Source organism: Roseovarius sp. M141, assembly GCF_024355225.1.
Lineage (GTDB): Bacteria > Pseudomonadota > Alphaproteobacteria > Rhodobacterales > Rhodobacteraceae > Roseovarius.
The window spans coordinates 3645571-3668203 of the sequence record NZ_VCNH01000008.1 but is presented as its reverse complement, the minus strand read 5'-3'; the positions used below and the strand labels follow the sequence as shown (position 1 = coordinate 3668203).

Sequence of the window (22633 nt, the reverse complement as noted above, 5' to 3'; positions counted from 1 at the left end):
GCTGGTGCGGCGCGCCGACTTCTGCCGCGCTGAACAGGCCCGCCGCAGGCGTGTAGCCCATCTCCCAAAGCTCTCGCAGCACGGTTTCAAGGCCGAGGCTGACATGGCCGGGGACGTTTTCGAGAAAGACCCATGCGGGACGGCATTCCCTGATAACACGGGCGACCTCGGGCCAGAGGTGGCGGGGATCATCGGCCCCGCCGCGCTTTCCGGCGGCGCTGAAGGGCTGGCAGGGATACCCGGCGAGCACGGTGTCAAAAAGCACCGCGGAGCGGCCGGGCATCGAAGCTGCGCAGATCATCCCAGATTGGCGCCGGGGCAAAATACCCAGCGCGCTGGGCGGCGATGAGCACGGCGCGCGGCCACTCCTCCCATTCGACAAAGGCGCGGGTGTGATATCCGGGCTCGGCGAGCATGAGGCCCAGATCCAGGCCTCCGCCGCCTGCGCAGAGGGACAACCCGTGCCGGGGACGTGACACCATGCCATTCACCGCACCCCCCGTTGCCGAAGCCGCTCTGCCGTGACCAGCCCGCGTTCCAGCATCGCCGCGCACATGGCGCTGCTGATCATGCCATTGGGGAGGTATTCTTCCGAGTTGACCTTGGCCGCATAGAACGCCGCCAGCTCGTCCGGGCTGGGTGGAGGGCCTACGTCGCGCTTGCGCTGCCGCTTGGTTTTCCAGCCGCTGGCATTTGCCGCAGCAGCCTGCGCATCACGCTGGGCGGCGCGTTCCATGAACCGATCCAGCGCCTTGGGGCCATCAGGCGGATTGGGGTGATCGCAGCGGGACTCGGTCGCGACCTCGATGATCCGATCTTCGGAGAGCCCGAGGTCATCGATCCAGCGGCGAACGTGCTGTCGCGCTGGCCAGCCCTGCCACCAGGTCGGGAGGGTCGCATCGGTGGCAAAGCCCAGCGCGCCGAGCAGTTCTGCAAAGAACCGATCAAAATCGGAATCTCGCGCCTGCGCGTCCTCCCTCCTCCTTTACTGGTTTCCTTAGTGGTTCTCTTACAAGGTTAGTGTCGCAATTTGAGACACGGGAATCGTCATTTTTGAGACACGGGTTTGCGCCAAACTGAGACACGGGCCCGTGTTCTGAAACGAGACACGGGTTCGGGTCTGTCTCGAGCGACAAGCCCTTGTCGATATGCGATTTTTCGGCAAGTGACCCGTGTCTCAAATCCGGACATGGGGTTTCAGCCTCTCCTGCCTCGAAGGGATTGGTTGAATCGCCCTCGGTTTGGCGCGGTCCGCGCGGCGTAAACCCTGGCTCGCAGCCCAGCAGATAGCGGGTGGGGGCGCTGCTGCCCGGTCTTGGGGTCTATCACCCTGATCCGGCGAATGAGTCCGCGTGCCTCCAGCCCGTCGAGATGACGGTTCAGCGTTGCCCGGCTGATCTCGCAATCATGCGCCAGCCGCGCCTGCGAGGGAAAGCAGCCATAATCCGGATTGAACCGGTCGCAGAGGTGCCAGAGCACGATCTTGGCTGTGGGCTTCAACCCGCGCTGCTTGATCGCCCAGTTGGTGGCTTCATGGCTCATGGCGACGCCCTCCGCGCTGGAAGCTGCACGCGGCTGGTGAACCCGTGATCGGCCAACGCGCCCAGCGCGTCGTCGAGCGAGCGCACGAGCGCCCAGCCGAAGCCCTGCGCCAGCACGGCGTCGCGAAACACCTCCTGCGATTTGCGTAAGCGGCCCGTCCGGCTTTTTGACCTCGAGGAACAGCACGCGTCGCCGGAAAGCACGATCAGATCGGCGAAGCCGCAATGGACACCCATGCCGACCAGGATCGACTGCCGCCTGGCACCGCGCGGCCCGGCCTCGGTCACCTCATTGGCGCAGTGATGGACGATGGCGTCGCGGGGTAGCACTAAACGCAGGGCCTGGACGATGGCGCGCTGGATCTCGGCTTCCGGTTGGTTGCGCTTGCTCATCGCGACACCTCCGGATCCGGTTGGGGGTCGCCGCGTCCGGGATGCCTGGCATCGAGCACGACCAACAGGATGCGCGCATCCTCGCGTTCCTGCGGTGTTTCGCCATGGCGGATCAGCACATTGCAGGCGAGCCGGATCAGGTGGTCGGAATGGTGGGCCACGTCGGCCACGACAGCGCGAGCTTCGCGCCGCCGCTCGTCGATCCAGTCCGCGCGCGCCGCGTCCCGCGCGTGGGGTCCGCGAACGGGGGTGGGCGCGTTCATCGCCGACCTCCTGCCGTTTTGGCACGCGGCATCTCCTGCGCGGCCAGCCAGTCCTCCACCGCGCGGCGCCGATAGAGCACCATGCGCCCCGCCCGCACGCAGGGCGGCCCGACCCGCCGGGCTTCCCATCGCCCTAGGGTGTCGACCGTCACGCCCAGCGCATCGGCCAGATCCTTGCGGCTGATCCAGCCCGACAGCAGGGCTGTGGCGGTCGTCTCCGGTTCAGTCTGTGATTGAATCATCTCTGCCTCCTGTTCGCCGCCCGGCGTGGGCGGATGTCGTCAGACAGCGAGAACAGATCGGCAGGGGGTGGCGGGGTGGCGCAGGGTGGCGCTCATTTGCCAGCATCGATGCCACCCCTTGTTTTATTGACGTTTTGCGAGGGGACGATTTGGATCGAAACGAATCAATCAGCAAGTTCAACTGTCAAGAACGGAGTTCGGTTGTGTTCCTGATTTGTTCTGGCGTTCATCCTTAAGGAGAGCGGTTTTGAGAATCAGACGGAGAAGGAGGCGGATATGGATGAGATGGTTATTGATCTGAGATTGATCATTCCCTGCCGCCCCGCCGTCGCGGGTTTTCCGCGCGGCTGATCCCCATTCCCGCCTGCCAGGCCTGAGATCGCCTCAGTCAATGGTGCGGGATGTTGGCCAACGCCAAATAGATAAGAAAGGAGGTGAGGCATGGCATTGCCACCGCGCGTTTATTTCACATTACACGAAGCCTCGGTCCGCTGGGAATGCTCGCTCGCCGACATTGCTGGCTGGGCGTCGGTCGGTCGTTTTAACATCGTCACGGCCATCGGTGGCTTTCCCAACGGCCTGCAGCCACTTTCAGGATTTGGGGCTGTACTGGTCACTGACATTCTCCAAATGTTCCGGCGTTGCGGAACTGGCCCTACCACCTGTCGGCTTTGGCGCGTGCGGCCGCTGGGCCAGGAGGAGTACGTTTCGTTATCGGAACACTCGAGTGGGATCGAGGTCACGCTGGCGGACCTGCTGATCATGGCCGAGGACGTTCGCCGTTTCGAAGCGGATTTCGATCTTCTGCGGCGCCCGGCATCGCACATAGGATCGACCGCGCGCTACGATTGGGATGAGATGTATATCTCGCTCATTCGCCGCGTTCATGAACACGGTGTTCCTGAAACACAGGCCGAGTGGGTCGGAGAAGTGCAGGAATGGTTCGTGAAAAAAGTCAGATAGCGGCGAGGTGCCGGATGAGCGGACGATCCGGCGCAAACTCACCCCGATTTGGAAATCGCTGCGCGAGACTTGCTGATCATCAAAACACCGAGGCACGGAAGATCATGCCGTCTTCTGCTCCTCGCCGGAATCATGGACCAGTTTCGGCTTGGGCCGGAATGCGTCGGCCACAGCATCGACGCCCGCGCGCAGTGGCGAATCCATCAGATGGGCGTAGCGCTGTGTCGTCTGCATCTGGCTGTGGCCCAGAAGCTTGCCGATCATTTCCAGCGACGCGCCGCCGCTGACCAGCAGTGAAGCGAAGGTGTGGCGTAGATCATGGATGCGCACATCCGGGATCCCGACCTGCTTCTGGATATTGGCCCAGAAGCGGCGGATTTCCTTCACGGGCTGGCCCGGAACATCGCCGGGAAAAAGCAGTTGGCATCCGCGCGGCACCAGCAACTGGCGCTGGCGCACGATCGCCGCCGCCTCGTCCGAGATTGGAAGGCGGTGGATCTTGCGCTGCTTGGTCATGCTGGCGGGCTTCGACCAGCTCAGATGCTCAAGGTTGAAGTGTTCAAACCGCGCTTGGCGAACCTCGCCGACGCGCGCGCCGGTCAGCATGCACATCCTGATGATGTCAGCCGCGCGGCGGTCCTCAGCCGTCTCCAGCGCCTCGGCCAGCTTGCGGATTTCTTCATGGCTCAAAAAGCGCTCGCGTGGGTTTTCGATCCGGCGGCGGAAACTCGAGGCCGGATTGTCCTCGCGCCAGCCCCAGCCGACAGCATAGGTGAACATCTTGCGCAGCACCTCGCCGGTCCGGTTGGCGCGCACTGGGGTCGGCTTTGCCCCCCTGCAGCTTCCGCGCCCGGTTGTTCGGCTTGGCTTTCGAAGGTCGGGCGCGACCTACCGCCACCTTGTTCAGCAGCTTTTCCACATCGTAGGGTGTGATCTCTGTCACCAGCCGGTTGCCCCAATCCGGAGCCACCAGCTTGGCCAGCATAGATTTCTGGTCGGAGGCGTTGGTGGGCGAGAGGTGTGGCAGGTGCACTTCCGTGTACCGCTCGATCATGTCCTTGATGCGCGGCGCATCGCGCCCGGTCTCCTTTTGCCCCAGCGGGTCGGCCCCCTGCGTCGATCTCGCGCCGCAGTTCTTTTGCCCGCTCCCGCGCGGCCGTGGTCGACCATTCCGGCCAGCGTCCGATGGTCATCCGCCGCTGCCGCCCGGCATGTCGATAATCGATGGTGAAGGCCCGGTTTCCCGAGCGGTAGATGCAGACCGCGAACCCCCGCACATCGGTGTCAAAAATCTGATAGTCCCGCCCCGGCGCTGGCTCGGCCTCGCGCACAGACTTTTCATTCAATCGCAATCGGTTGACCATGCAACTCACCCTCCAGTCGTCATCACATGACGCGTAGATTCGCGCCGCTAGCAAGCGAAGCATGTCGGCCGGGGTGGCGGGGTGGCGCAGGGTGGCAGTGATGTGACGACGGCGTGCCACCCGGAGATGTCTCTAAGGCTCGATGGCGCAAAAGCCGACATTCGCTGCGTCTGCGAATTTTGGCTTTATCGTATTGGGAAGCAGACGTTTGGCGGTACTTGACCCTCTTAACTACAGCGAACAGCACCCTTGAGCTCAAAAGTCCAGGTGCCGCGAAATTAAGTAAAGACCGCGATAAATTGTCTCGATCCCCAACTACCATCAAGGGTTTGAGCGGACTGTTTGAGGAAAGAGTCTTGAGATATCTTGAGGTGCTCGAAAGATGCTGTGTAGAAGTTCGGCGGCGCACCAGCAAAATCGACCAATATCGAGAGGTTGTGTGTCGCGTCGTGATTTCCACTAGGGCTTGCAGGCATCACACAATGCTGTAGCATTGACTTTATAGGCATCCCCGATTAGAACAATAAGAGAACATTTACAGCGTGGCTATTCAAAGAGTTCGAGACCCCGTCCATAATCTTATTGAGTTTGATACTCGTGATGAGCTTGAGCGCGTCGTATGGAAGCTGCTTCAGAGCAGACCGTTTCAACGGCTGCGTAGAGTAAAGCAGTTGGGCTTCTCCGAACTTGTGTATCCAGGCGCAACGCATACGCGGTTTGCTCACAGCATCGGCGTGTTTCATACGGCTAGAGAACTTATGGAGATCGTCAGGAAGAAGACAGATGATCAGGGGTCACGTGAGAAAATCGCCTTGGCTGCTGCCATAGTGCATGATGTGGGTCATGGCCCATTCAGCCACGCTTTTGAAACCGTTGGAAAGCGTCTGAAGTTGAAGCTGGCCGATCATGAAGTTATGAGCGATGAGCTTATTCGAAATGGCGAAATTGCTGAAATTCTGAATGCAGATATCATGGATGGTTTCGCATCAAGTGTTGCTAACATGATTAAGAAAGAAGGTAAGATCACGCTTCACAACTCAGTTGTTTCCAGTCAATTTGACGCAGACCGTCTTGATTACATGCAGCGTGATCGGATGATGACAGGAAGTGAACATGCTGCCATTGATCTGACTTGGTTGTTGGCCAATCTCGACATTGGTGAAGTGACAACTGGCGTTGACGATATGGCTGTTGGTTCAGTACCGACCTTCGTAATCGGCCCGAAGGCGATACAAGCGGCTGAATCTTATGTTCTGGGGTTATTCCAACTTTACCCGACAATCTATTTTCATAAGACCACACGAGGTGCTGAGAAGTTATTCGCGGAAGTTCTGGTTCGACTCGTCGAGTTGGTTGGAGATGACGCTGTGGGGAAAACTGGATTACCTTCGAACCATCCACTGATCAAGTTTGCCAAGGAACCTGAGAGCCTCGAAACAGCCTTGGCTTTAGACGACACGGCTGTTTGGGGCGCACTTCAGCTTTTACTTGAAGCAGATGATCCAATCCTCTCGGAGTTTTCAGATCGTCTCCTGAACCGGAAACTTTTCAAATGCTATGACATTCGGGCGGAAATTACCCACAGATGTGACCCCCACAATTCGATGGACCTGCAAAATATAGAGAAAATTGAAAAATGTTGCGCCTCGGCGGTGGTGAAGCTACAAGAATGGGAAAAGAAGCAAGAGGCAGTCGTTCCCCGTATCATCACAGATGAGGCCGAACGAAAGCCCTACAAGGCAGGTGGTGGTAGCAATGGCTATACTGAGCAGATCAACGTGCGTACCGATGGTGGCGAGTTGATCGACATCAGGCAACGGTCCGAGATAGTGAAATCTTTGAGTGTTTATAGGCTGACTCGCGCATACTATGATGAATCAGACGCTGAAGCCTTACAGGTAATAAAAGATATTGTTGAAGGGGAGATCAACTGATGTCCGATATTAGGATAGAAGAAGTTACAAATCTCATTCGAGATGCAGGTGGTCGGATCGTAGGTCGGACGCGGTTACAGAAGATTGCGTACCTGCTTACTGCGACGGGTCTCGATGATAGCTTTCGTTTTGCATACAAGCACTACGGCCCTTTCAGTGAAGAGTTGGCTTCATCTGCAAAGTTTGGTGCATTGTTTGGAAACCTCAATGAGCGCCAAGATCAAACGGCATGGGGTGGGACGTATTCCACGTATACTATTGATAATGTTCAAGAACTTGAACAAGGCAACCCACGCCATAGCCTTGCAACCCTTGCCGCTGCTGCCGACTCGATCGAGTTGGAGCTGGCCGCTACTGCGGTCTTTTTGGCCCACGATGGTTACGATGATCCCTGGAATGAAACGGCTCAACGTAAGCCTGAAAAGGCAACAGCCGTGCGCTTAGCTAATGCCAAGGCTCTCTTGGCCAGCCTGTCACAGATAGATGTTCCTACACCGATTCCGCAAACACTGTTGGCGTGATCACACAATCGTCCGAACCGCAGTTCGCGATCGTTAGTAACGGACTCTCGTCACTAACGATCGCTTGATTGCATTGGTCGGATATTTTTTCTGTTTCAAAGCCCTTCATCCGCCTCCTTTCAAAGAAACAGACTTACCCCAGTCGGGAATTTTTCAGTGGGGAGGGGGAGGTCAAGCGTTTATATGCAGCAATGGTGACCGTGATGAATGGCAGCTCAGGGCCGTTCGCGATCATGATCCAGTGAGATAAGGGATCGGCCACCTCAACGCCACCTCAACCCGCATACACCGTTTTGGCGCGGTCGGTGACGGTGAAACCCGGTCAATGTCGGGTGTCGTCGGAGTAGAAAATGCGCGGAATCAAAGGCTTGGCGCGTAAGTCACTGAAATATCTAAGTTATTGGAATCGCAGATATTTCGGCTCATAACCTGAAGGTCGTAGGTTCAAATCCTACTCCCGCAACCAAATAACAGCGCTAAATCAAAAGCTTAAAGCCCGACCTAATCAGTCGGGCTTTTGCTTGTCCGGTTTACATCAACGCCACATCAACACCGGACCAGAAAAACCGCACCAGCGTGCATAAGCGGGCAGCGACAGGCCACCGCGTGCAAAAAAACGCGACTTGCGGTTTGCTGGAACCGATTACCGCCATATAACGCTTACCGATTTGCAACCGGCCCTGCGAAAAAAAAACCGTGGCAGCATCGCGCCATGATCTCCTTCCGCCTCACTTCCGATAACCATCCCGACACGCGCGGTGCGTCACGCGGCTGGCCGGGTAGCGTTTCGGACTGGCTTGACCAGTGCTGGATGACCCGGTGACCCTGACGCGGTACTCTTCGGCCATGGCGTGCGATGATGCAGTGTGGCGTTATCAGATGCGTGGAATTTCCCGCGGTACGATTGAAAACGCAACCTTGTGAAACAAATCGGGCCTATCTCTAGGCGGTCCCGCCGCATATTACTTTACGGGGGGTTATATCCGACCTGTCCGTCCAGATCATCCGCAAGCCCGTGCCTGGTCCCGCGTCACGGCGTAATCCGCCAGCCAGTCGATCATCATCGCGCCCTCAGGTGACGCTTCAATCTCGTCGGCCATCCCTGACTGTTCGGCTCGGCTGTACTCCATCAATGGCGGGCGGACGCTCTGGCGAACATCAGAACCACTGTGCAGGCGCCGAGCGAGAGCATCGCGGTCCCGAGGGCGGCAGCTGGCGGCGTCCACACACGTCCCGTCTGACTGTTGTTGACACTTATTCCGCCGCCCAGTCCCACGGCATGAGGTCGTCGCGGCGGGGCATCTTGTGATCTGCGACGCGGTCGAGCACTCAGTGAAGACAAACATCTGGGTCGACGCTGTTCATGCGCGCGGTTTCGATAAGCGTGTAGGCGATGGCTGCGACTTTACCGCCGTCCTTTTGCCCCATGAAGAGATAATTCTTGCGACCGAAGGTTGGCAAGCGGCACGCCGCCTTCGGCCTGCCGTAGCATCGAGATGACCGCGCGGTCGTGTTTCTGCTCGTTTTCAATCAGTATCTCCTCATGCGTCTTGCCAAACAAGTTTTGCTAATGAAGCACCTTACTTCCGGGAAGATTGCACACCTTACCACCGGAAATTCCTTGTGAAACAGTCTGGCTTCGCGACACAGCGAAAATCGTATTGCCTATGCGAAACCAAACTGGTTATATGAGCAGGCTTGGTGTTCCGAAAAGCGCAGAAATGTGTGGAACCTAACAGGGAATTCAGTAAGGGCAGCCGCCCGAAGCTGGAGCCGCCCCCGCGACTGTAAGCGGTGAGCTGTTGCCCCTCATGCCACTTGCCAAACCCGACGACGGGTGCGGTGGGGAAGGCGGGCAAACAGCCACGACCCGCGAGCCAGGAGACCTGCCAAGCACGATTGAAACGCGATGCCGTCGGGTGGACGGTAAGGAGAGCTACAATGACTACACTGACCCAAGTTCAGGGCCAATCCCATGGCAAGTTGCGCGCTGATATATTGCCCGCGCTTTTCGCGGCAGTTCTGGGACTGGCGATTATTACCCTGACAGGCCACGTTCAGGCCTCGGCGTTGCATGACGCCGCCCACGATGTGCGTCACGCCACCGGCTTTCCCTGCCACTAACGGATGTTCTCTAAATTTTTGACCAGCGCGTTGTTCGCTGGTGCTGTAGCTGGCTTGATTGCCGGTCTGCTACAGTTGGCATTCGTGCAGCCTGTTTTGCTGCATGCGGAGCTTTATGAGCGTGGAGAACTGTTGCATTTCGGGGCCGATCCGGTCACCGCGCATCCGGTGTTGCCGGGGTTTGATGCGGTTCGTGACGGGCTGAGCGTGATCTTCACGATGCTGACCTATACGGGCTATGGCTTGCTCCTGCTGGCGATGATGTCAGTGGCCGAGGGGCGCGGCGCGCAGATAGATGGGCGCATGGGGATGATCTGGGGCATTGCGGGCTTCGTCACATTCCACCTTGCCCCGGCCTTTACGCTTGCGCCCGAGGTTCCGGGCGTGGCGGCGGCAGAGGTGGGTGCGAGGCAGGTCTGGTGGTTTGCCACGGTCGTGTCGGCGGGGGTGGCGCTGTGGCTGCTTGCGTTTGCGCGCAATTGGGCGCTTCGGGGTCTGGCCGTGGTCTTGCTGGCAGCACCTCATTTGATCGGCGCGCCAGAGCCGGACAGCTTTAGTGGCACAGTGCCACCAGAAATCGCTGCCCTCTTCGCGGCGCGGGCCTTGGGCGTCGGTTTGGCCGCGTGGGTGTTGCTGGGCGCCTTCGCCGGTTATTTTTGGCGGCGGGAGGAGGCGCACGACACAGCGAGAGTTGGCGCATGAACAGGGCGCTTGGTCTTTTCGCCATCGGACTGGTGTTCGGTGGCGGAATAGGCTTCACGCTTGCTGCGGGCAGTGGGGTCACTTTTGATGGGCACGATCACGGTTATGCTGCTGTGCATGGCGGCATGACTAAGGGCCACAGCGGCAGCGCGCATGATATCGCGCACACCACTGCGCTTGAGGTGCCCGCACTCGATGCGCCCGAAATTGCAATTGAGCTGACCCGCGATCCGATCGAGGGCTACAACCTTCAGGTTCATACCGGAAACTTCACCTTCACGCCCCGGGCCGTCGGCCTGGTGGATGTGCCGGGCGAGGGGCATGCGCATGTTTATGTCAACGGTGAAAAGCTGGGCCGTCTTTATGGCGCATGGATGCATCTTCCACGTCTGCCGCAAGGCGAGGTGATCGTTTTGGTCACGCTGAACAGTAACACCCACGGCCCGCTTGCCGTGGACGGGACGCCAATTGCCGCCATCACGACGCTTTTCGTTGAGGAGTGACCGTTGCGTCAGCGAATACCGGAAGCCCGCCATGCGCCTTTTGATCTCCAGAAAGGAGACCCGCCAATGACCGCTACCTTGCATGTCTGCATGACTTGCCGCGCTGGCGAGGTGCCACAGGACGATGCGCCACGCCCCGGCGCATTGCTGCACGCAGCCTTGACCGAGGCAGGTGCGCCGGAAGGGGTGCAGATCGTGCCGGTTGAATGCCTGTCGGCCTGTTCACAAGGGGCGACTGTTGCACTGTCGTCGCCCGGAAAATGGACCTACGTCTATGGACGGCTGAGCCGTGCCGACAGTGTCGAAATCCTTGCAGGTGCCGCCGCTTATGCCGCCTCCGCCGATGGCCTTGTGCCGTGGCGTGAACGCCCCGTGATTTTCCGCAAGCAAAGCCTTGCCCGTATTCCCCCGATGGAGGCCCCCAAATGACCGACCTTGCCAAAATCCCCGTGACCGTGATCACCGGCTTTCTCGGCTCGGGCAAAACTACGCTGATCCGCCACCTGATGACCCATTCAAAGGGGCGTCGCTTGGCTGTGCTGGTCAACGAATTCGGCACCGTCGGCGTCGACGGCGACATTTTGACATCCTGTGCGGATGAGGATTGCCCTGCGGAAAACATTGTGGAACTGGCCAACGGCTGCATTTGCTGCACCGTAAGGTCGCTGTTGCCTGCCGGATTGTAACTGGCGGTGCCGGGATGCAGGCTCATCGGTGTGGGCCAGGATGAAGATGCGCTGTCGCTGGTGCGGCGCGCCGACTTCTGCCGCGCTGAACAGGCCCGCCGCAGGCGTGTAGCCCATGTCCCAAAGCTCTCGCAGCACGGTTTCAAGGCCGAGGGTGATGTGCCCGGCGACGTTCTCGAGGAAGACCCATTCCGGAGCGCACTCGCCGATGACCCGGGCGACCTCTGGCCAGAGGTGGCGGGGATCGTCGGCACCTCCGCGCTTGCCAGCGGCGCTGAAGGGCTGGCAGGGATATCCGGCGAGGACGATGTCGAAGGCTCCGCGGAAGGGCCGGGCTTTGAGGCTGCGCAGATCATCCCAGATTGGCGCCGGGGCGAAATACCCCGCGCGCTGGGCGGCGATGAGCACAGTTCGGGGCCAGGCCTCCCATTCGACAAAGGCGCGGGTGTGATAGCCGGGCTCGGCGAGCAGGAGGCCCAGATCAAGGCCTCCGCCGCCTGCGCAGAGGGACAATCCGTGCCGGGGACGTGACACCAAGCCATTCACCGCCCCCCCCGCTGGCGCAGCCTGTCCGCCGTCACCAGCCCGCGCGCCAGCATCGCCTCGCACATGGCGTTGCTGATCATGCCGCTGGGCAGGTATTCGTCGGAGTTGACTTTGGCCGCGTAGTAGGCCGCCAGTTCATCCGGGCTGGGTGGTGGCTTACCGTGGGTCTTGCGGCTGCGTTTGGATTTCAGGGCTCTGACATTTGCGGCAGCCTCCTGCGCATCGCGCTGGGCGGCGCGCTCCATGGCACGGTCGAGCGCTTTGGGGCCGTCGGGCGGATCGGGGTGCTCGTTCCGGGTTTCGGCCGCGACCTCGATGATCCGTTTCTCAGGCAACCCGAGGTCATCGATCCAGCGGCGAACGTGCAACCGCGCTGGCCAACCCTGCCACCAGGTCGGGAGGGTCGCATTGGCGGCGAATCCCAGCGCACCGAGCAGCTCTGAGAAAAACCGATCAAAATCGGAATCGCGCGCAGCCGCGTCCTCCTCCTCCTTTACAGGTTTACTTAGGGGTTCTCTTACAAGGTTAATCTCCGGATTCCGGAGATGGCTTTGGGCAAAATCAGGAGATGGCTTTGCCGCAAATCCGGAGATGGCTCCATGTCCGGAATCAGGAGTTGGGTCGGCGTTCTGTTCTCTCTCCGTTCCTGCAATTCCATCTCCGGTTTTCGGAGTTGGCTCTGGTGGAAACCCATCCTCGAACCCCAGGATGTAGCGCGTTGCTTTGCGCTTGTGGGTGCGCGGATCATAGCTGCGAACCCGGTGGATCAGGCGCAGCTCCTCTAACTTAGTGAGATGGTTGTTCAGCGCTGAGACCGACATTTCCGCGTCGTCGGCCAATCGTACCTGCGTTGGGAAACAGCCGAAGTCCGGATTGTGCCGGTCACAGAGGAACCAAAGCACGATCTTGGTCGCAGGCTTCAATCCGCGTTGCTGGATGGCCCAGACGGTTGCCTTGTGGCTCATGATGCAACCCTCCGCGCTGGGCGGACACGGCTGGTGAAGCCATGATCGGCCAACGCGCCCAGCGCGTCGTCGAGCGAGCGCACGAGCGCCCAGCCGAAGCCCTGTGCCAGCATGGCATCGCGAAACGCCTCTTGGTTGGGGCGCAATCGGCCCTTCGGGGCCTTCAGTTCCAGAAACAGAACGCGCCCGTCGCAGAGCACCATCAGGTCGGCAAAACCCGCATGCACGCCCATGCCGACGAGGATCGCCTGGCGCTTTGCGCCGCGCGGCCCGGCCTCGGTCACTTCATTGGCGCAGTGATGGATGATGGCCGTGCGCGGCAGGACAACGCGTAACGCCTGTACCACCGCACGCTGCAGATCGGCCTCGGGGGTTCCACGCCGCTTCATTGCGCGCCCCTCCCATCTTGATCCCGCTGCTGGGCGGTTCGGGTTGGCTGCCGTGCATCGACCACCACCAGCAGGATGCGGGCGTCCTCGCGTTCCCGTTCCGTCTCGCCATGCTGAACGAGCACATTGCAGGCGAGCTGGATCAGGTGATTGGAATGATGGACCACGTCGGCCAGGACGGCCCGGGCCTCTGCAAGTCGGTCTGCGGGCCAATTTGACTTGTGCATCACCGGCGCCCTCCGGCACGGCGGCGGCGCGGGGCGGCCTGCTCCTGCTCTTCCAGCCAGTCCTCGACTGCGGCGCGGCGGTAATAGACCTTGCGCCCGGCGCGCACGCAGGGCGGACCGGTGCGTTGGGCCTCCCAGCGGCGTAACGTGTCGACCGACAGGCCGAGTTCCAGTGCAAGGTCGAGACGGCTGATCCAGCCGACCAGCAGCTTGCGGGGTTTATCTTTCGATTCTGGCATCGATCCGAGATGCGGCATTGGGGGGCTCCCTGTTCTGGCCCCGTGACTGGTCGTGTCGGGGGGCGTTTGCAGAGATCAGTGAGCGCAGAGGCGAAGGGGTGGCGGCGAGGCGCAGGGTGGCGGAAAGGCGGCGACCTTTGTGCCACCCCTTGTTTTATTGGGTGTTCTTGAGTTTTGCGGGTCAGGTGGGGTGAAGCTGCGCCGCGCGGCCCGTGGTTGTGGCGGATGCGAAACGCAGTCCAAAGCCGCAAACACCTGCGAACACCGGGGTTTACAGGTGATTTACCGGCATTGGCGGGTAAAGAAGGGGTGGCACCCGGCACGCCACCCCTGCCACCCATTGAATTTGTTGGAGATTTACAAAATCGCTTGGTCTGGTGCACTGATTCCGGGTCTTTCGGCATCGTTTTGCGCCCGCCAGGGGCCACTTGTCGCCATGGCTATGGCCGACGACCGCCCCGTCCAGCGCCGGATCGCCAGTAAAACAAGGGGTGGCGCAAATAGGGCGACCTTTCCGCCACCCTCTGCCTCCCCGCCACCCTGCCGTTCATGCTTGCCTTGATAGTACGGCGAAACCACGCCTCATGTCGGATGCAAGGAGGACAGAACACATGGTAGAACGCACCAAGCTGACCGAGAAAGTACTCCGCGAGGCCGTGCCCATCGTTGGGCGCGATTACCAGATTTTCGACACCGATGTGCGCGGGTTCGCGGCCTGCATCTATCGCGGTGGCGGGCGGGCGTTCACGATCGACTATCGCCACGCCGGGCGGCAGCGCCGGATGACCTTCGGGCGCTGGCCGGAATGGCCGGTGTCGGCGGCGCGCGAGCGGGCCAAGGAAATCCGCCGCGAGATCGATGCCGGGGCTGACCCGTTGGCCCAGCGCGGGGCGCTGCGCGAAGCGCCGCGTGTGGACGACCTGATCGAGCGCTACTGCGCCCAGCATCTGCCAAAGCTGGCGGAACGCAACGCCGCCGACCAGCGTGCCTCGCTGGCCAAGTTGGTGGCCCCGGTCTGGGGTCGGAAACTTGTAACGGAAATCACCTCGACCGACGTCGACAAGCTGCTGAACAAGATCGCCGAAGGCCGGGCGCGACCGCACAAGGACAAACCCAACAACCGGGCGCGAAAGCTGCAGCCCGCAAAGCCTACGCCGGTGCGCGCCAACCGGATGGGAGAGGTGTTGCGCAAGATGTTCACGCTGGCGGTGGAATGGGGTTGGTGCGCCGACAACCCCGCCCAGCGCTTTCACCGCCGCATCGAGACGCCCCGCGAGCGGTTCCTGTCCAAGGAGGAAATCACCAGCCTCGGCGCCGCACTGGATGCGGCAGAAGACCGGCGTGCCGCCGACATCATCCGCATGTGCATGCTGACCGGTGCGCGGCTGGGCGAGGTGCGGCAGGCGCGCTTCGAACAGTTCAACCTTGAACATCTGAGCTGGTCGAAGCCCCCGATGATGACGAAACAGCGCCGGGCACATCGCGTTCCGATCTCGGACGAGACCGCCGCCATCGTGCGCCAGCGCCAGCTGTCGGTACCAAGCGGCACACCGTGGCTGTTCCCCGGCGATACGCCCGGCCAGCCGGTGCAGGAGGTGCGGCGGTTCGGGCGCTCCGGCCGCAGCCGGACGCACGATCCGTCGTTCAGCCAGAGCCGTCCCTTCTTGGGGTGCTTTTGCGGAACTTTCAGCCCCTCCCGCCGCCAGATCCGTTCGACCCTTTTATGGTTCACATGCCAGCCGCTGTTGTTTAGCATCCCGGTGATCATGCGATACCCATAGCGTCCAAACTCTTCTGTCAGTGCGATGATGTCATCGGTCAGCCGCTCTTCGTCCGGCGGGCCACAGGGCACCTTGCGCTGTGTCGAGCGATGCTGACCCAATGTGCGGCAAACCCGGCGCTCAGATACGCTGAGGGTTTGCCGCACATGGTCAATGCACTGTCTGCGGCGGGAAGGGCTTAGAAGTTTCCCCGGGCGGCCTCGGTCAGGATCATCTTGTCCAGCGTCAGATCCGACACGGCGCGCCTCAGCCGGGTATTCTCAACCTCCAACTCCTTTAGCCGTTTGAGCTGATCACGGCTCATGCCGCCATATTCTTTGCGCCATCGATAATAGGTCTGCTGCGTCACGCCAATCTGGCGAACCGCATCAGCGATCGAACTGCCTTGCCCTTGCAACACTTCAACCTGCCGAAGCTTCAGCACGATCTCTTCGGGTTTATCTCTCTTTCCAGCCATCTCTGGTCCTCCTGAAATGGGATAATACTATCCCAGTTGGTGGACCACTTCAGTGGGGGCACTCCAATTGCGTAGAGCATTCATAACAAGTGATTTTGAATCAATAACAGGCTTTGAGGCATACCGAACCACTCGGCGCGCGTCATCTCCGATACAACTCCGGCAGACATTTGGTGTGGGTACTGTTATTGAGCACGCCCCGGACATGCCGGATGGATTTATCATTATCACATCCTATCCAAGGATTGACTGACATGACGCCGCCGAAATCATTCTACGACTTCACCTTGCAATTTCATCAAGACCTAGATGTCGTTCATCCTGGTTGGGCCGATACCCCAGACGGGCGCAACCAAATCTATGAAGACTTTCGACAAAGCTATGGCGATCAAGCCGTGCGGGAATTAGTCACGTACTGCGAAAAACTCTTAGCGGATAGCGAGACTGATCTAGGCTCACTATGGTTCAAAGAGTCGAAGGCCGACTGGGTTGTTCCAGATAAGGGCGTTCGTTTCCTCTTTAAGGACTTTTTGAGCTGGGCAGCTTCGCTATCTTAGGCCGATTCCGAACGAAGGAACGCTCATAGCAGCCATTGGCGCATTCGCAGCGAAATGGCGCTTCGTCCGCTGTGCAGACCTTGGTGTTGGCGCGGCGAAGGTTGATCGCAGGATAACCAAGCACCACACTTGATCCGCCAGAGGTGTACAATTGTGCCCATTTCCGCGCGCGACAGAGGACGTGGTCGCATGCCATCATGGCCGCGCAGCGACTCGCTGCCGTTCTTTGAATCCGTGAAGCGGGCCGGGCGTGACGTTGCGGTCGAGGCGTCTGGCGCTTCCCGCAGACAATTGCCCGGCCCCTTTTCACCAGCACGCCCGCGCCTGATCGCGCATGACGGCGTAGATGGAGTGGTTGCCGCCCTCCCCGACGGCATCGCAATGTGCCAAGGTTGTGGTGTTCAAGGCCACACAACAGAGAGGACGGCGAGATGAACGATATGATGATCGGAGTCGATCTGGCAAAAAATGTTTTTCAGGTCCACGCAGCCCTGCGTTCGGGGGAGGTGCAGTTTCGCAAGAAACTTACGCGACAGCAGTTCCCCGCGTTCATGGCCCAGCAGGCCCCCTGCCTGATCATCTTCGAAGCCTGTGGTGGCGCGCACTACTGGGCGCGCGAAATGGAAGCGCTTGGGCACGAGGTGAAGCTGATCGCGCCGCAATACGTGCGCCCGTTCGTGAAGCGCCAGAAGAATGACGCCGCCGATGCTGAGGCGATCGTCATCGCGGCCCGCCAGGCCGAGATGCGCTTCGTGGAGCCCAAGACAGTTGAGCAGCAGTCCCGCGCGGCGGTTTTCCGTGGCCGGGAGCGGCTAGTTCATCAGCGCACCGCGGATGTGAACGCCTTGCGGGCTCTGCTGTATGAGCATGGCGACGTCTTTCCCGTAGGAATACGCTACCTTGATCGCATGACAGCGCTTGTGGACGATGATACTTCAGATTTGCCCGCGCTGATCCGGGAGGAGTGCCAGGACCTGCTGGCGCCGACTGCAGACCATGCCAGGCGTCGGCCCGCTGACGGCCATCGCGGTGGAAGCTTTCGGGCTGGAAACATGGCGCATTTTAAAACCGGGCGCAACTTTGCGGCTTGGTTGGGCCTTGTACCCAGGCAGCATTCCTCGGGCGGCAAGGAGCGCTTGGGGCGGATGACCAAAGCCGGTCAGGCCGACATCCGACGCCTTCTGGTCATGGGCGCAATGTCGCGACTGGGCTGGCTTGGGCGGCGCACTCTTGCGCAGGGCAACTGGCTGTCACGCATGTTAGCGCGCAAACCCACCATGCTGGTCGCAATCGCGCTGGCCAACAAGATGGCGCGGCAGATCTGGGCGATGTTAACAAAAAACGAGGATTACAAGGATCCGGCGCTGGCAGTCGCGGCATGATGCGCATGTCGAACCGCTAGCGACGGTGCCAAGGGGGTGTGAGAAGACGACGACCTGAATGGGCAAAATGATCGAACAGATCCGGATTGAGAAAACCAGTTCAGCGATACGAGCTGAAAGCTCGAGGTGTAGATTTGGACCCAATCCGCTGATCACCATCCCGGCCCGCGGCTAATGGAAGTGCCGCATCACGAGGCCTGACAGAAGTTCGCACTCGATCACGCGCAAGTAGGGTCAAAAAATTCTTGCATCACGGGCGGCAACCACAGAAGTCGCTGAGCATCTGGACCACGACCGCACCTTCCGGCAGCGCCGCCACCTCGGCCGCGGCGCGCGCCTGGTCGGTGGCGCTATAGGGAACCACGGGCGGACATGGCGGGCGTGCGTCAGAACTGGCCGTCGCGCAGGCGCTGAGCGAGAGCATCGCGATCAGCAGGGCGGCGGCTGGCGGCGTCGAGCATCTGGCGGTGGATTTCATGGGTCTTCTTCGTTTGAAAGACGCTCCGCCAGCCGCCCGGTACGCTCACCGGCGCGGCGGAGGTTCAAAAGGAACAGGGCGATGGTGAGGGCTACCAGCAGCAAACCCAGCGCCTTGCGCGCCGGGCTGCTGGCGAGGAGCGCCGCGGCCCAGCCCATCACCTCTGGCCTCGCTTCCAGTCGTCGACTCTCGCGTGGACGGCGACGGCAATGCCGAACAGGGCCACGGTGATGAACACCCAGCGCAGGGTGTCGAGGTAGGGTACCAGCGGCAGGATGGCGGATTGGGTTTCAGCCAAGACGTCCTGTGCCACCTCGACCCCTGCTGCGCCGACGGTCGCCACCCCCGCCGCGCCGCTGCCTTTCAGCGTGCGGCTCTCGGCCAGCACCTCGCGGGCGGGCGGCACCTCCGCCACGAAGGACGTGGCGCGTGCGGGGAACGGCTCGCCCCAGGACCGCGCGGGGCCGAGGTCGATATGCATGAAGCCTGAACGGGGATAGGTGCCAAAACCGAGAAACCCCACGGCGCGCGCGGCCGCGGCAAACGTGACCGGGTCGTGGTTCGACATGGCGATATCGAACGCGGTCCCGAGCATGTGCCTGGAGCGCGGCGCTCCACCGACGGCGCGGTTGTGGGCCGGGCTGCGATAGCCTGAACGCACGATCAGCGGTTTGCCGAGCCGGTTGCGCAGGGTCTGCAGCATGTCCATGGCTTCGGTGTTGATCTTGAGCGCGCCTTCGCGGCGACTGGCGATCTCGGCGGGCGAAAAGCTCGGCCAGCGCCAGGCGCTCTCGGGCACGTCGCGGAAATGGGTGTAGGTCGTCGTTGGCATGTCGGGTCTCCGGAAATGCAAAACCCGCCTCCGGGGCGGGTCGGTTGGGTCGGCGTCGTGGTGGGAATATTCGTCAGTCGCTGTGGCCGCGCTGGAATGCGTCGAACATCAGATTGCGCATGGCGCGGATATCGGTCTCGATCCGCTCCAGCCGGTCGGCGTCGCTCTTGCGGTCCTCGGATCGCTGGCGATCAACGCGGTCGCGCTCGGCTAAAAGCTCGCGGTCCAGCCGGGCCAGCATCGCGTCGTTGGTGAACGCCCTGCGCGAAACGGCGGCCAGCAGGGCGATGGTGCCACCGATCAGCGCGGTGATGGCGGCGGTGATGCCGTGGTCGCGCAAGGCCGCGCCGACCTCCTGCGCGAGGGAGTTGCGTTCTGTCATGGTGATGTCCTTCGATGATCGATCCTCATGCGTCCCTCAGCCGATCTTGGCGCCCCAGAAGGACGTGTGCTCGGCCGCGAAGTAGCCGTCCTGCGCGCGGAAATAGCCCTGCAACTCGACGGTATCGCCCGCGCTCAGCGGCACGATGGTCTGCAGCCAGATGGCGGTGGCCAGCGAGACATGGGTGGTGGAGCTTTCGCCGAAGGAGCCACGGATTTCCGTGCTGCCGTTCGGCGCGAGCCGCCCACGCATCCGGGCCGTCGCGCTGGCGTTGATTTTGTAGAGCAGTGTCGCACCGAAGAGGTATTCGAGGATCCTTTTGGAGCGAGACTTCTGCGTCAGTCCATTGCAACAAACACCGATGAATATTCAAGTCGCTAAAACTACTGGACAAGTGGTCAAACTTATACTGGACGGGCTTCGAGACGCTGTAATGTAAAAGGCCCCGTAAATGACAATGTCATCGGACCATCCAATTGAGACGGAAATTGTCCACCGGCGTGGAGCGATCCAGGAGGACAACTTGTTGTCCGTTCACTGATCCTTTTGTAAGACAGGGTCCCAACCGCCGTACTGCGTCAGTAGGCGTCTTGGCAACGTCTATACCAGTCAACCACTCCCTCGTCGGGGAATCCTCGGCGACCAAACCAAGCAAGGTGATCTCATCCGTATCATCATAAGCGGTATCACTGACCTGACGACACCAGCGTGGCGCTTACGGGTTCAAGGATGAACGTACCCGCATGCACAAGCGAAGCGAATGTGGTTTTCGTTGCGCGTGGGAGCACTTTCATCAAGGCGGCAAATCTGTTGTGATTACTTTTATCCAAAGCGTCCATATTTGAGATGTCGATCACGCGGATACCGTTCGCAGCTGCCAATGTATGTACCTGAGGATCGCTGACATCCTTTCTGCCAACTCTACTGCGCGAGCCTGCCAGACGTTCAGAGAGTTTCAGCGCACGATCATCTGGTGAGACAAGCAGGGTCATGGGAGGGTTCAGCGCGCCGATGGTTCGCATCTGGCGGCGGAAAACGTCAACATCGATATCCGGCGCGGCCAGCACCACATTACCCAACCGGTCGATCACGTTGTCTTGACCGCCCAGCCTGAGCTGACGCAAGGCCTCGGCAACAAGCCAGCCTCCCATGCTGTGCCCGAACAGGGTGATGTTTCCGATCGCCGGGTCGGCCGCGGTGACGGTCAGTACATGGACTAGATCATCCCGCGAATAGATTACCGCATCCCTGTCGGCGACATAGCCTGTCATGCTGCCGTCCTCGCCTACCAGCCGGACCCACGCCACACCACGGACACCGGTCTTGACCTGAGCCAGGCGCGCCTCGACCATTTGAGGCGGGATGCGCACACGGATGCGGAACATCAGGCTTTCGCGCTCGGCGATGGTTTCGACCTGTTTCGGCGTGAATTGCGCCTGCGGTGCGACGAAGCTTACAATCGCGGGGATGGCGGCATCAGGCCGGACATCGACGACAATCCGAGCCTCATCGCCCAATCGCACGCGCGGCGCTTGCGTGGCGGGCAGAAAGAACTCCATGTAGACGTTGCCAAGGCTGACCAGTGTCAGCACCTTGCCGCCGTTGCCCAGCACTTCGCCGGGTTGGGTCAGGCGGTACAGTATACGGCCCGCTTGGGGGGCATAGAGCGTGCTGTCGGCAATCCGCGCCTCGATCTCGTGCAGGCTTGCGGTTTCCGCGTCTACAGCGCGTTCCTTGGCGCGAACCTCGGCCTGTGCGGCAGTCAGCCCGGCTTCAGTAACTTGCGCTTCGGTGCGGCGAATATCGAGATTTTCGCGTGTGATGACCTCGCGTTCGCTCAGCGTTTCGGCGCGGGACAGTTCGCTGTTGGCAAGCGCAAGGTTCGCTTGTGCCTTGGTCACGCCGGCTTTCGCCACCGCCACAGCGGCCTCGGCACTGGCCACGCCAGCTTCTGCGCGCATTTTCTGCGCCGCCAGCTCGATGGTATCCATCACAGCAAGGACGTCACCCTGCGCGACAAGGTCGCCTTCCTGCACTGCAATTTCAGCGACCCGACCGGACAGACGGGTCGAGACATCGACGAGGTCGGCCTCCACCCTGCCATTCCCGAGCGCAAACCCTTCAGGCGGCAGGCCGCTGGGCGCCAGAAAGATCCTCCACAAAGCATAGCCCAGAAACCCGGCAAGCACCGCCACAACCAAAAGGATCGAAACCCGGCGCGACATAATTATTCTCCTTTGCCCTGCTCAAATCCAGATATGATTCCGCGTCTGTAGATCGCAAAGACGCGCGGCGCATCCTCGACCATATGGCTCATGTCGTTCGCGATCAGCGATTGCATCACAAGGCCCTGGATTGTGCCGATGAAAAGCGTCGCTGCCGCCTCTCCATCCAGATCGGCGCGCAGTTCGCCGCGTGCCTTTCCGGCCTCAATCAGATCACTTAGACGCACTGCATATTGTTTCAGCATGGCACGCGCCAAGCGTTTGGCTGGTGTTGCCTTGGCACCTTGCAATTCGCCGAACATCATCCGCGGCGCGCCGGGATGCTCGGAAACGAAAGTCACATGCGCAAGAAACATCGCCTGCATCTTCTCAACCGGCGAGTCTATGCCTTCGGAGGCTTTTTCGATGCGCGCCATAAGGCGTTCGGCCACCCATTTCATGACCGCCTGCCAGATCGCCTCCTTGTTTGGGAAATGCCGGAAGAGAGCGCCTTGCGTCAGGTTCATGTGCTTTGCGATTGCAGCGGTCGTGATCGAATTAGGATTGGTTTTGCCAGCCAGATCGACCACCGCTTCAACGGTGACGTTGCGCCGCTCCTCAGCCGGGAGGTTTTTTTGCCGGGATGTGTTCATTGGATTGCCTCTGCTTGCCAGACCGCAACAGTAAGCCATCCCATGGCCAAGACCATGGAGATACCGCCGGTGATAACGAAAAATGGCGGCGCGTCAAAAATAACCTCGGTTAGAATGCCCAGTGGCATGAGCATCATGAGAAACAGAAAATCGGCTACAGTGTTGATCTTGCCTGTGAACATGAAAGACCTCCTTATGATGTCTGGAACTCACCGTTTGTACCGCAAAACATCATGGCTTGATTTAACATAGTAATCAATTACTATCTTGATTCGATCGACCTCGGCAACTCCAAAGGTTCGGGC

The 22633-nt window shown here is 60.4% G+C and carries 27 protein-coding genes, 8 pseudogenes and 1 riboswitch; of the genes and pseudogenes, 13 read left to right on the top strand and 22 right to left on the bottom strand.

The genetic code is table 11. The features are described from left to right. Positions 1-22: 22 nt before the first annotated feature. The 3 genes and pseudogenes from FGD77_RS22560 to FGD77_RS22555 all read right to left on the bottom strand — a co-directional run. A pseudogene (locus FGD77_RS22560) lies at positions 23-283 on the bottom strand (DNA cytosine methyltransferase); the annotation flags it as partial. Continuing rightward, a complete protein-coding gene (locus FGD77_RS21945; protein WP_255014050.1) occupies positions 255-416 on the bottom strand; it encodes a hypothetical protein in 162 nt (53 codons plus the stop codon). The gene FGD77_RS21945 and the pseudogene FGD77_RS22560, both read right to left, overlap by 29 nt. Positions 417-487: 71 nt before the next feature. Further along, complete coding sequence (locus tag FGD77_RS22555) at positions 488-736, bottom strand: hypothetical protein (protein WP_369682755.1); 249 nt, start codon at positions 734-736, stop codon at positions 488-490. Positions 737-775: 39 nt separating this feature from the next. Between FGD77_RS22555 and FGD77_RS22550 the strand changes: the two genes are divergently transcribed. Next, on the top strand, positions 776-1021 hold the full coding sequence (locus FGD77_RS22550) for a hypothetical protein (protein WP_369682754.1): 246 nt from the start codon (positions 776-778) through the stop codon (positions 1019-1021). A 176-nt stretch (positions 1022-1197) separates the two neighbouring features. Here the strand turns inward: FGD77_RS22550 and FGD77_RS22545 are convergent, their stop codons facing one another. Genes FGD77_RS22545 through FGD77_RS21925 form a run of 4 tightly spaced genes read right to left on the bottom strand, consistent with a single transcriptional unit; the run spans position 1198 to position 2439 of the window. Continuing rightward, positions 1198-1542: a helix-turn-helix domain-containing protein gene (locus FGD77_RS22545; protein WP_369682753.1), complete on the bottom strand. Its 345-nt coding sequence runs from the start codon at positions 1540-1542 to the stop codon at positions 1198-1200. Next, the gene (locus FGD77_RS21935) at positions 1539-1934 is read right to left on the bottom strand and encodes a VRR-NUC domain-containing protein (protein ID WP_255014048.1); all 396 of its coding nucleotides are present in this window, start codon (positions 1932-1934) and stop codon (positions 1539-1541) included. Before FGD77_RS21935 ends, FGD77_RS22545 begins: the two co-directional genes overlap by 4 nt. Then, positions 1931-2197: a hypothetical protein gene (locus FGD77_RS21930; protein ID WP_255006619.1), complete on the bottom strand. Its 267-nt coding sequence runs from the start codon at positions 2195-2197 to the stop codon at positions 1931-1933. Before FGD77_RS21930 ends, FGD77_RS21935 begins: the two co-directional genes overlap by 4 nt. Continuing rightward, the gene (locus FGD77_RS21925; RefSeq protein WP_255006617.1) at positions 2194-2439 is read right to left on the bottom strand and encodes an AlpA family transcriptional regulator; all 246 of its coding nucleotides are present in this window, start codon (positions 2437-2439) and stop codon (positions 2194-2196) included. Before FGD77_RS21925 ends, FGD77_RS21930 begins: the two co-directional genes overlap by 4 nt. Positions 2440-2880: 441 nt before the next feature. Here FGD77_RS21925 and FGD77_RS21920 point away from each other — a divergent pair, with 441 nt between their 5' ends. After that, positions 2881-3402 (top strand): hypothetical protein, encoded by a 522-nt coding sequence (locus FGD77_RS21920; protein ID WP_255014046.1) that lies wholly within the window; start codon positions 2881-2883, stop codon positions 3400-3402. 102 nt (positions 3403-3504) lie between these two features. Here the strand turns inward: FGD77_RS21920 and FGD77_RS21915 are convergent. Next, a pseudogene (locus FGD77_RS21915) lies at positions 3505-4766 on the bottom strand (tyrosine-type recombinase/integrase). 542 nt (positions 4767-5308) lie between these two features. Between FGD77_RS21915 and FGD77_RS21910 the strand changes: the two are divergent. Next, positions 5309-6700 (top strand): HD domain-containing protein, encoded by a 1392-nt coding sequence (locus tag FGD77_RS21910; protein ID WP_255014044.1) that lies wholly within the window; start codon positions 5309-5311, stop codon positions 6698-6700. After that, complete coding sequence (locus FGD77_RS21905) at positions 6700-7221, top strand: hypothetical protein (protein WP_255014041.1); 522 nt, start codon at positions 6700-6702, stop codon at positions 7219-7221. Before FGD77_RS21910 ends, FGD77_RS21905 begins: the two co-directional genes overlap by 1 nt. A gap of 1254 nt (positions 7222-8475) precedes the next feature. Here the strand turns inward: FGD77_RS21905 and FGD77_RS21900 are convergent. Beyond that, positions 8476-8670, bottom strand: a pseudogene (locus tag FGD77_RS21900) (transposase domain-containing protein); the annotation flags it as partial. Positions 8671-8903: 233 nt separating this feature from the next. Next, positions 8904-9130: riboswitch (cobalamin riboswitch) on the top strand. 32 nt (positions 9131-9162) lie between these two features. Between FGD77_RS21900 and FGD77_RS21895 the strand changes: the two are divergent. The 5 genes and pseudogenes from FGD77_RS21895 to FGD77_RS21875 form a co-directional block, all read left to right on the top strand. Beyond that, positions 9163-9345, top strand: coding sequence for a CbtB domain-containing protein (locus FGD77_RS21895; RefSeq protein ID WP_255014038.1), 183 nt, complete (start codon positions 9163-9165; stop codon positions 9343-9345). A 3-nt stretch (positions 9346-9348) separates the two neighbouring features. Continuing rightward, a complete protein-coding gene (locus FGD77_RS21890) occupies positions 9349-10047 on the top strand; it encodes a CbtA family protein (RefSeq protein ID WP_255014036.1) in 699 nt (232 codons plus the stop codon). Further along, positions 10044-10550 carry a hypothetical protein gene (locus FGD77_RS21885; RefSeq protein WP_255014034.1) on the top strand — a complete coding sequence of 169 codons (507 nt, stop codon included), beginning with the start codon at positions 10044-10046 and terminating at the stop codon, positions 10548-10550. The genes FGD77_RS21890 and FGD77_RS21885 overlap by 4 nt, the downstream gene beginning before the upstream one ends. Positions 10551-10616: 66 nt before the next feature. Beyond that, positions 10617-10979, top strand: coding sequence for a DUF1636 domain-containing protein (locus FGD77_RS21880; protein WP_255014033.1), 363 nt, complete (start codon positions 10617-10619; stop codon positions 10977-10979). Beyond that, positions 10976-11209 (top strand): annotated as a pseudogene (locus FGD77_RS21875) (GTP-binding protein); the annotation flags it as partial. The gene FGD77_RS21880 and the pseudogene FGD77_RS21875, both read left to right, overlap by 4 nt. Positions 11210-11281: 72 nt before the next feature. Here FGD77_RS21875 and FGD77_RS21870 read toward each other — a convergent pair. The 3 genes and pseudogenes from FGD77_RS21870 to FGD77_RS21860 form a co-directional block, all read right to left on the bottom strand. Then, positions 11282-11770 (bottom strand): annotated as a pseudogene (locus tag FGD77_RS21870) (DNA cytosine methyltransferase); the annotation flags it as partial. An 8-nt stretch (positions 11771-11778) separates the two neighbouring features. After that, positions 11779-12747: a helix-turn-helix domain-containing protein gene (locus tag FGD77_RS21865; protein WP_255014031.1), complete on the bottom strand. Its 969-nt coding sequence runs from the start codon at positions 12745-12747 to the stop codon at positions 11779-11781. Then, positions 12744-13136: a VRR-NUC domain-containing protein gene (locus FGD77_RS21860; protein ID WP_255014029.1), complete on the bottom strand. Its 393-nt coding sequence runs from the start codon at positions 13134-13136 to the stop codon at positions 12744-12746. The genes FGD77_RS21865 and FGD77_RS21860 overlap by 4 nt, the downstream gene beginning before the upstream one ends. A gap of 17 nt (positions 13137-13153) precedes the next feature. On the opposite strand from FGD77_RS21860, the gene FGD77_RS22540 reads away from it, so the two are divergent. After that, the gene (locus FGD77_RS22540) at positions 13154-13354 is read left to right on the top strand and encodes a hypothetical protein (protein WP_369682752.1); all 201 of its coding nucleotides are present in this window, start codon (positions 13154-13156) and stop codon (positions 13352-13354) included. An 8-nt stretch (positions 13355-13362) separates the two neighbouring features. On the opposite strand, the gene FGD77_RS21850 is transcribed toward FGD77_RS22540, so the two are convergent. Then, positions 13363-13620, bottom strand: a complete 258-nt coding sequence (locus FGD77_RS21850; RefSeq protein WP_255014024.1) for an AlpA family transcriptional regulator — start codon at positions 13618-13620, stop codon at positions 13363-13365. 593 nt (positions 13621-14213) lie between these two features. Here FGD77_RS21850 and FGD77_RS21845 point away from each other — a divergent pair. Further along, positions 14214-15209, top strand: a pseudogene (locus FGD77_RS21845) (tyrosine-type recombinase/integrase); the annotation flags it as partial. Between the two features lie 5 nt (positions 15210-15214). Here FGD77_RS21845 and FGD77_RS21840 read toward each other — a convergent pair. Then, positions 15215-15840: pseudogene (locus FGD77_RS21840) on the bottom strand (IS3 family transposase); the annotation flags it as partial. Positions 15841-16094: 254 nt separating this feature from the next. Here FGD77_RS21840 and FGD77_RS21835 point away from each other — a divergent pair. Both FGD77_RS21835 and FGD77_RS21830 read left to right on the top strand, forming a co-directional pair. After that, positions 16095-16397, top strand: a complete 303-nt coding sequence (locus tag FGD77_RS21835) for a hypothetical protein (protein WP_255014023.1) — start codon at positions 16095-16097, stop codon at positions 16395-16397. Positions 16398-16828: 431 nt separating this feature from the next. Beyond that, a pseudogene (locus FGD77_RS21830) lies at positions 16829-17779 on the top strand (IS110 family transposase). A gap of 250 nt (positions 17780-18029) precedes the next feature. On the opposite strand, the gene FGD77_RS21825 reads toward FGD77_RS21830, so the two are convergent. The 8 genes from FGD77_RS21825 to FGD77_RS21790 form a co-directional block, all read right to left on the bottom strand. Next, positions 18030-18257 carry a hypothetical protein gene (locus FGD77_RS21825; RefSeq protein ID WP_255014020.1) on the bottom strand — a complete coding sequence of 76 codons (228 nt, stop codon included), beginning with the start codon at positions 18255-18257 and terminating at the stop codon, positions 18030-18032. Continuing rightward, positions 18254-18415, bottom strand: a complete 162-nt coding sequence (locus FGD77_RS22535) for a hypothetical protein (protein ID WP_369682751.1) — start codon at positions 18413-18415, stop codon at positions 18254-18256. Before FGD77_RS22535 ends, FGD77_RS21825 begins: the two co-directional genes overlap by 4 nt. After that, on the bottom strand, positions 18415-19089 hold the full coding sequence (locus FGD77_RS21815; RefSeq protein WP_369682772.1) for a YcbK family protein: 675 nt from the start codon (positions 19087-19089) through the stop codon (positions 18415-18417). The genes FGD77_RS22535 and FGD77_RS21815 overlap by 1 nt, the downstream gene beginning before the upstream one ends. Positions 19090-19162: 73 nt before the next feature. Beyond that, entirely contained in the window at positions 19163-19471 is a 309-nt protein-coding gene (locus tag FGD77_RS21810) for a hypothetical protein (protein ID WP_255014015.1), read from the bottom strand. Between the two features lie 36 nt (positions 19472-19507). Then, entirely contained in the window at positions 19508-19723 is a 216-nt protein-coding gene (locus FGD77_RS21805; RefSeq protein WP_255014013.1) for a hypothetical protein, read from the bottom strand. Positions 19724-20157: 434 nt separating this feature from the next. After that, a complete protein-coding gene (locus FGD77_RS21800) occupies positions 20158-21696 on the bottom strand; it encodes an alpha/beta hydrolase (RefSeq protein WP_255014010.1) in 1539 nt (512 codons plus the stop codon). A 2-nt stretch (positions 21697-21698) separates the two neighbouring features. Beyond that, entirely contained in the window at positions 21699-22328 is a 630-nt protein-coding gene (locus tag FGD77_RS21795; protein ID WP_255014008.1) for a TetR/AcrR family transcriptional regulator, read from the bottom strand. Beyond that, complete coding sequence (locus FGD77_RS21790; RefSeq protein ID WP_255014006.1) at positions 22325-22510, bottom strand: hypothetical protein; 186 nt, start codon at positions 22508-22510, stop codon at positions 22325-22327. The genes FGD77_RS21795 and FGD77_RS21790 overlap by 4 nt, the downstream gene beginning before the upstream one ends. Between the last annotated feature and the right edge of the window lie 123 nt (positions 22511-22633).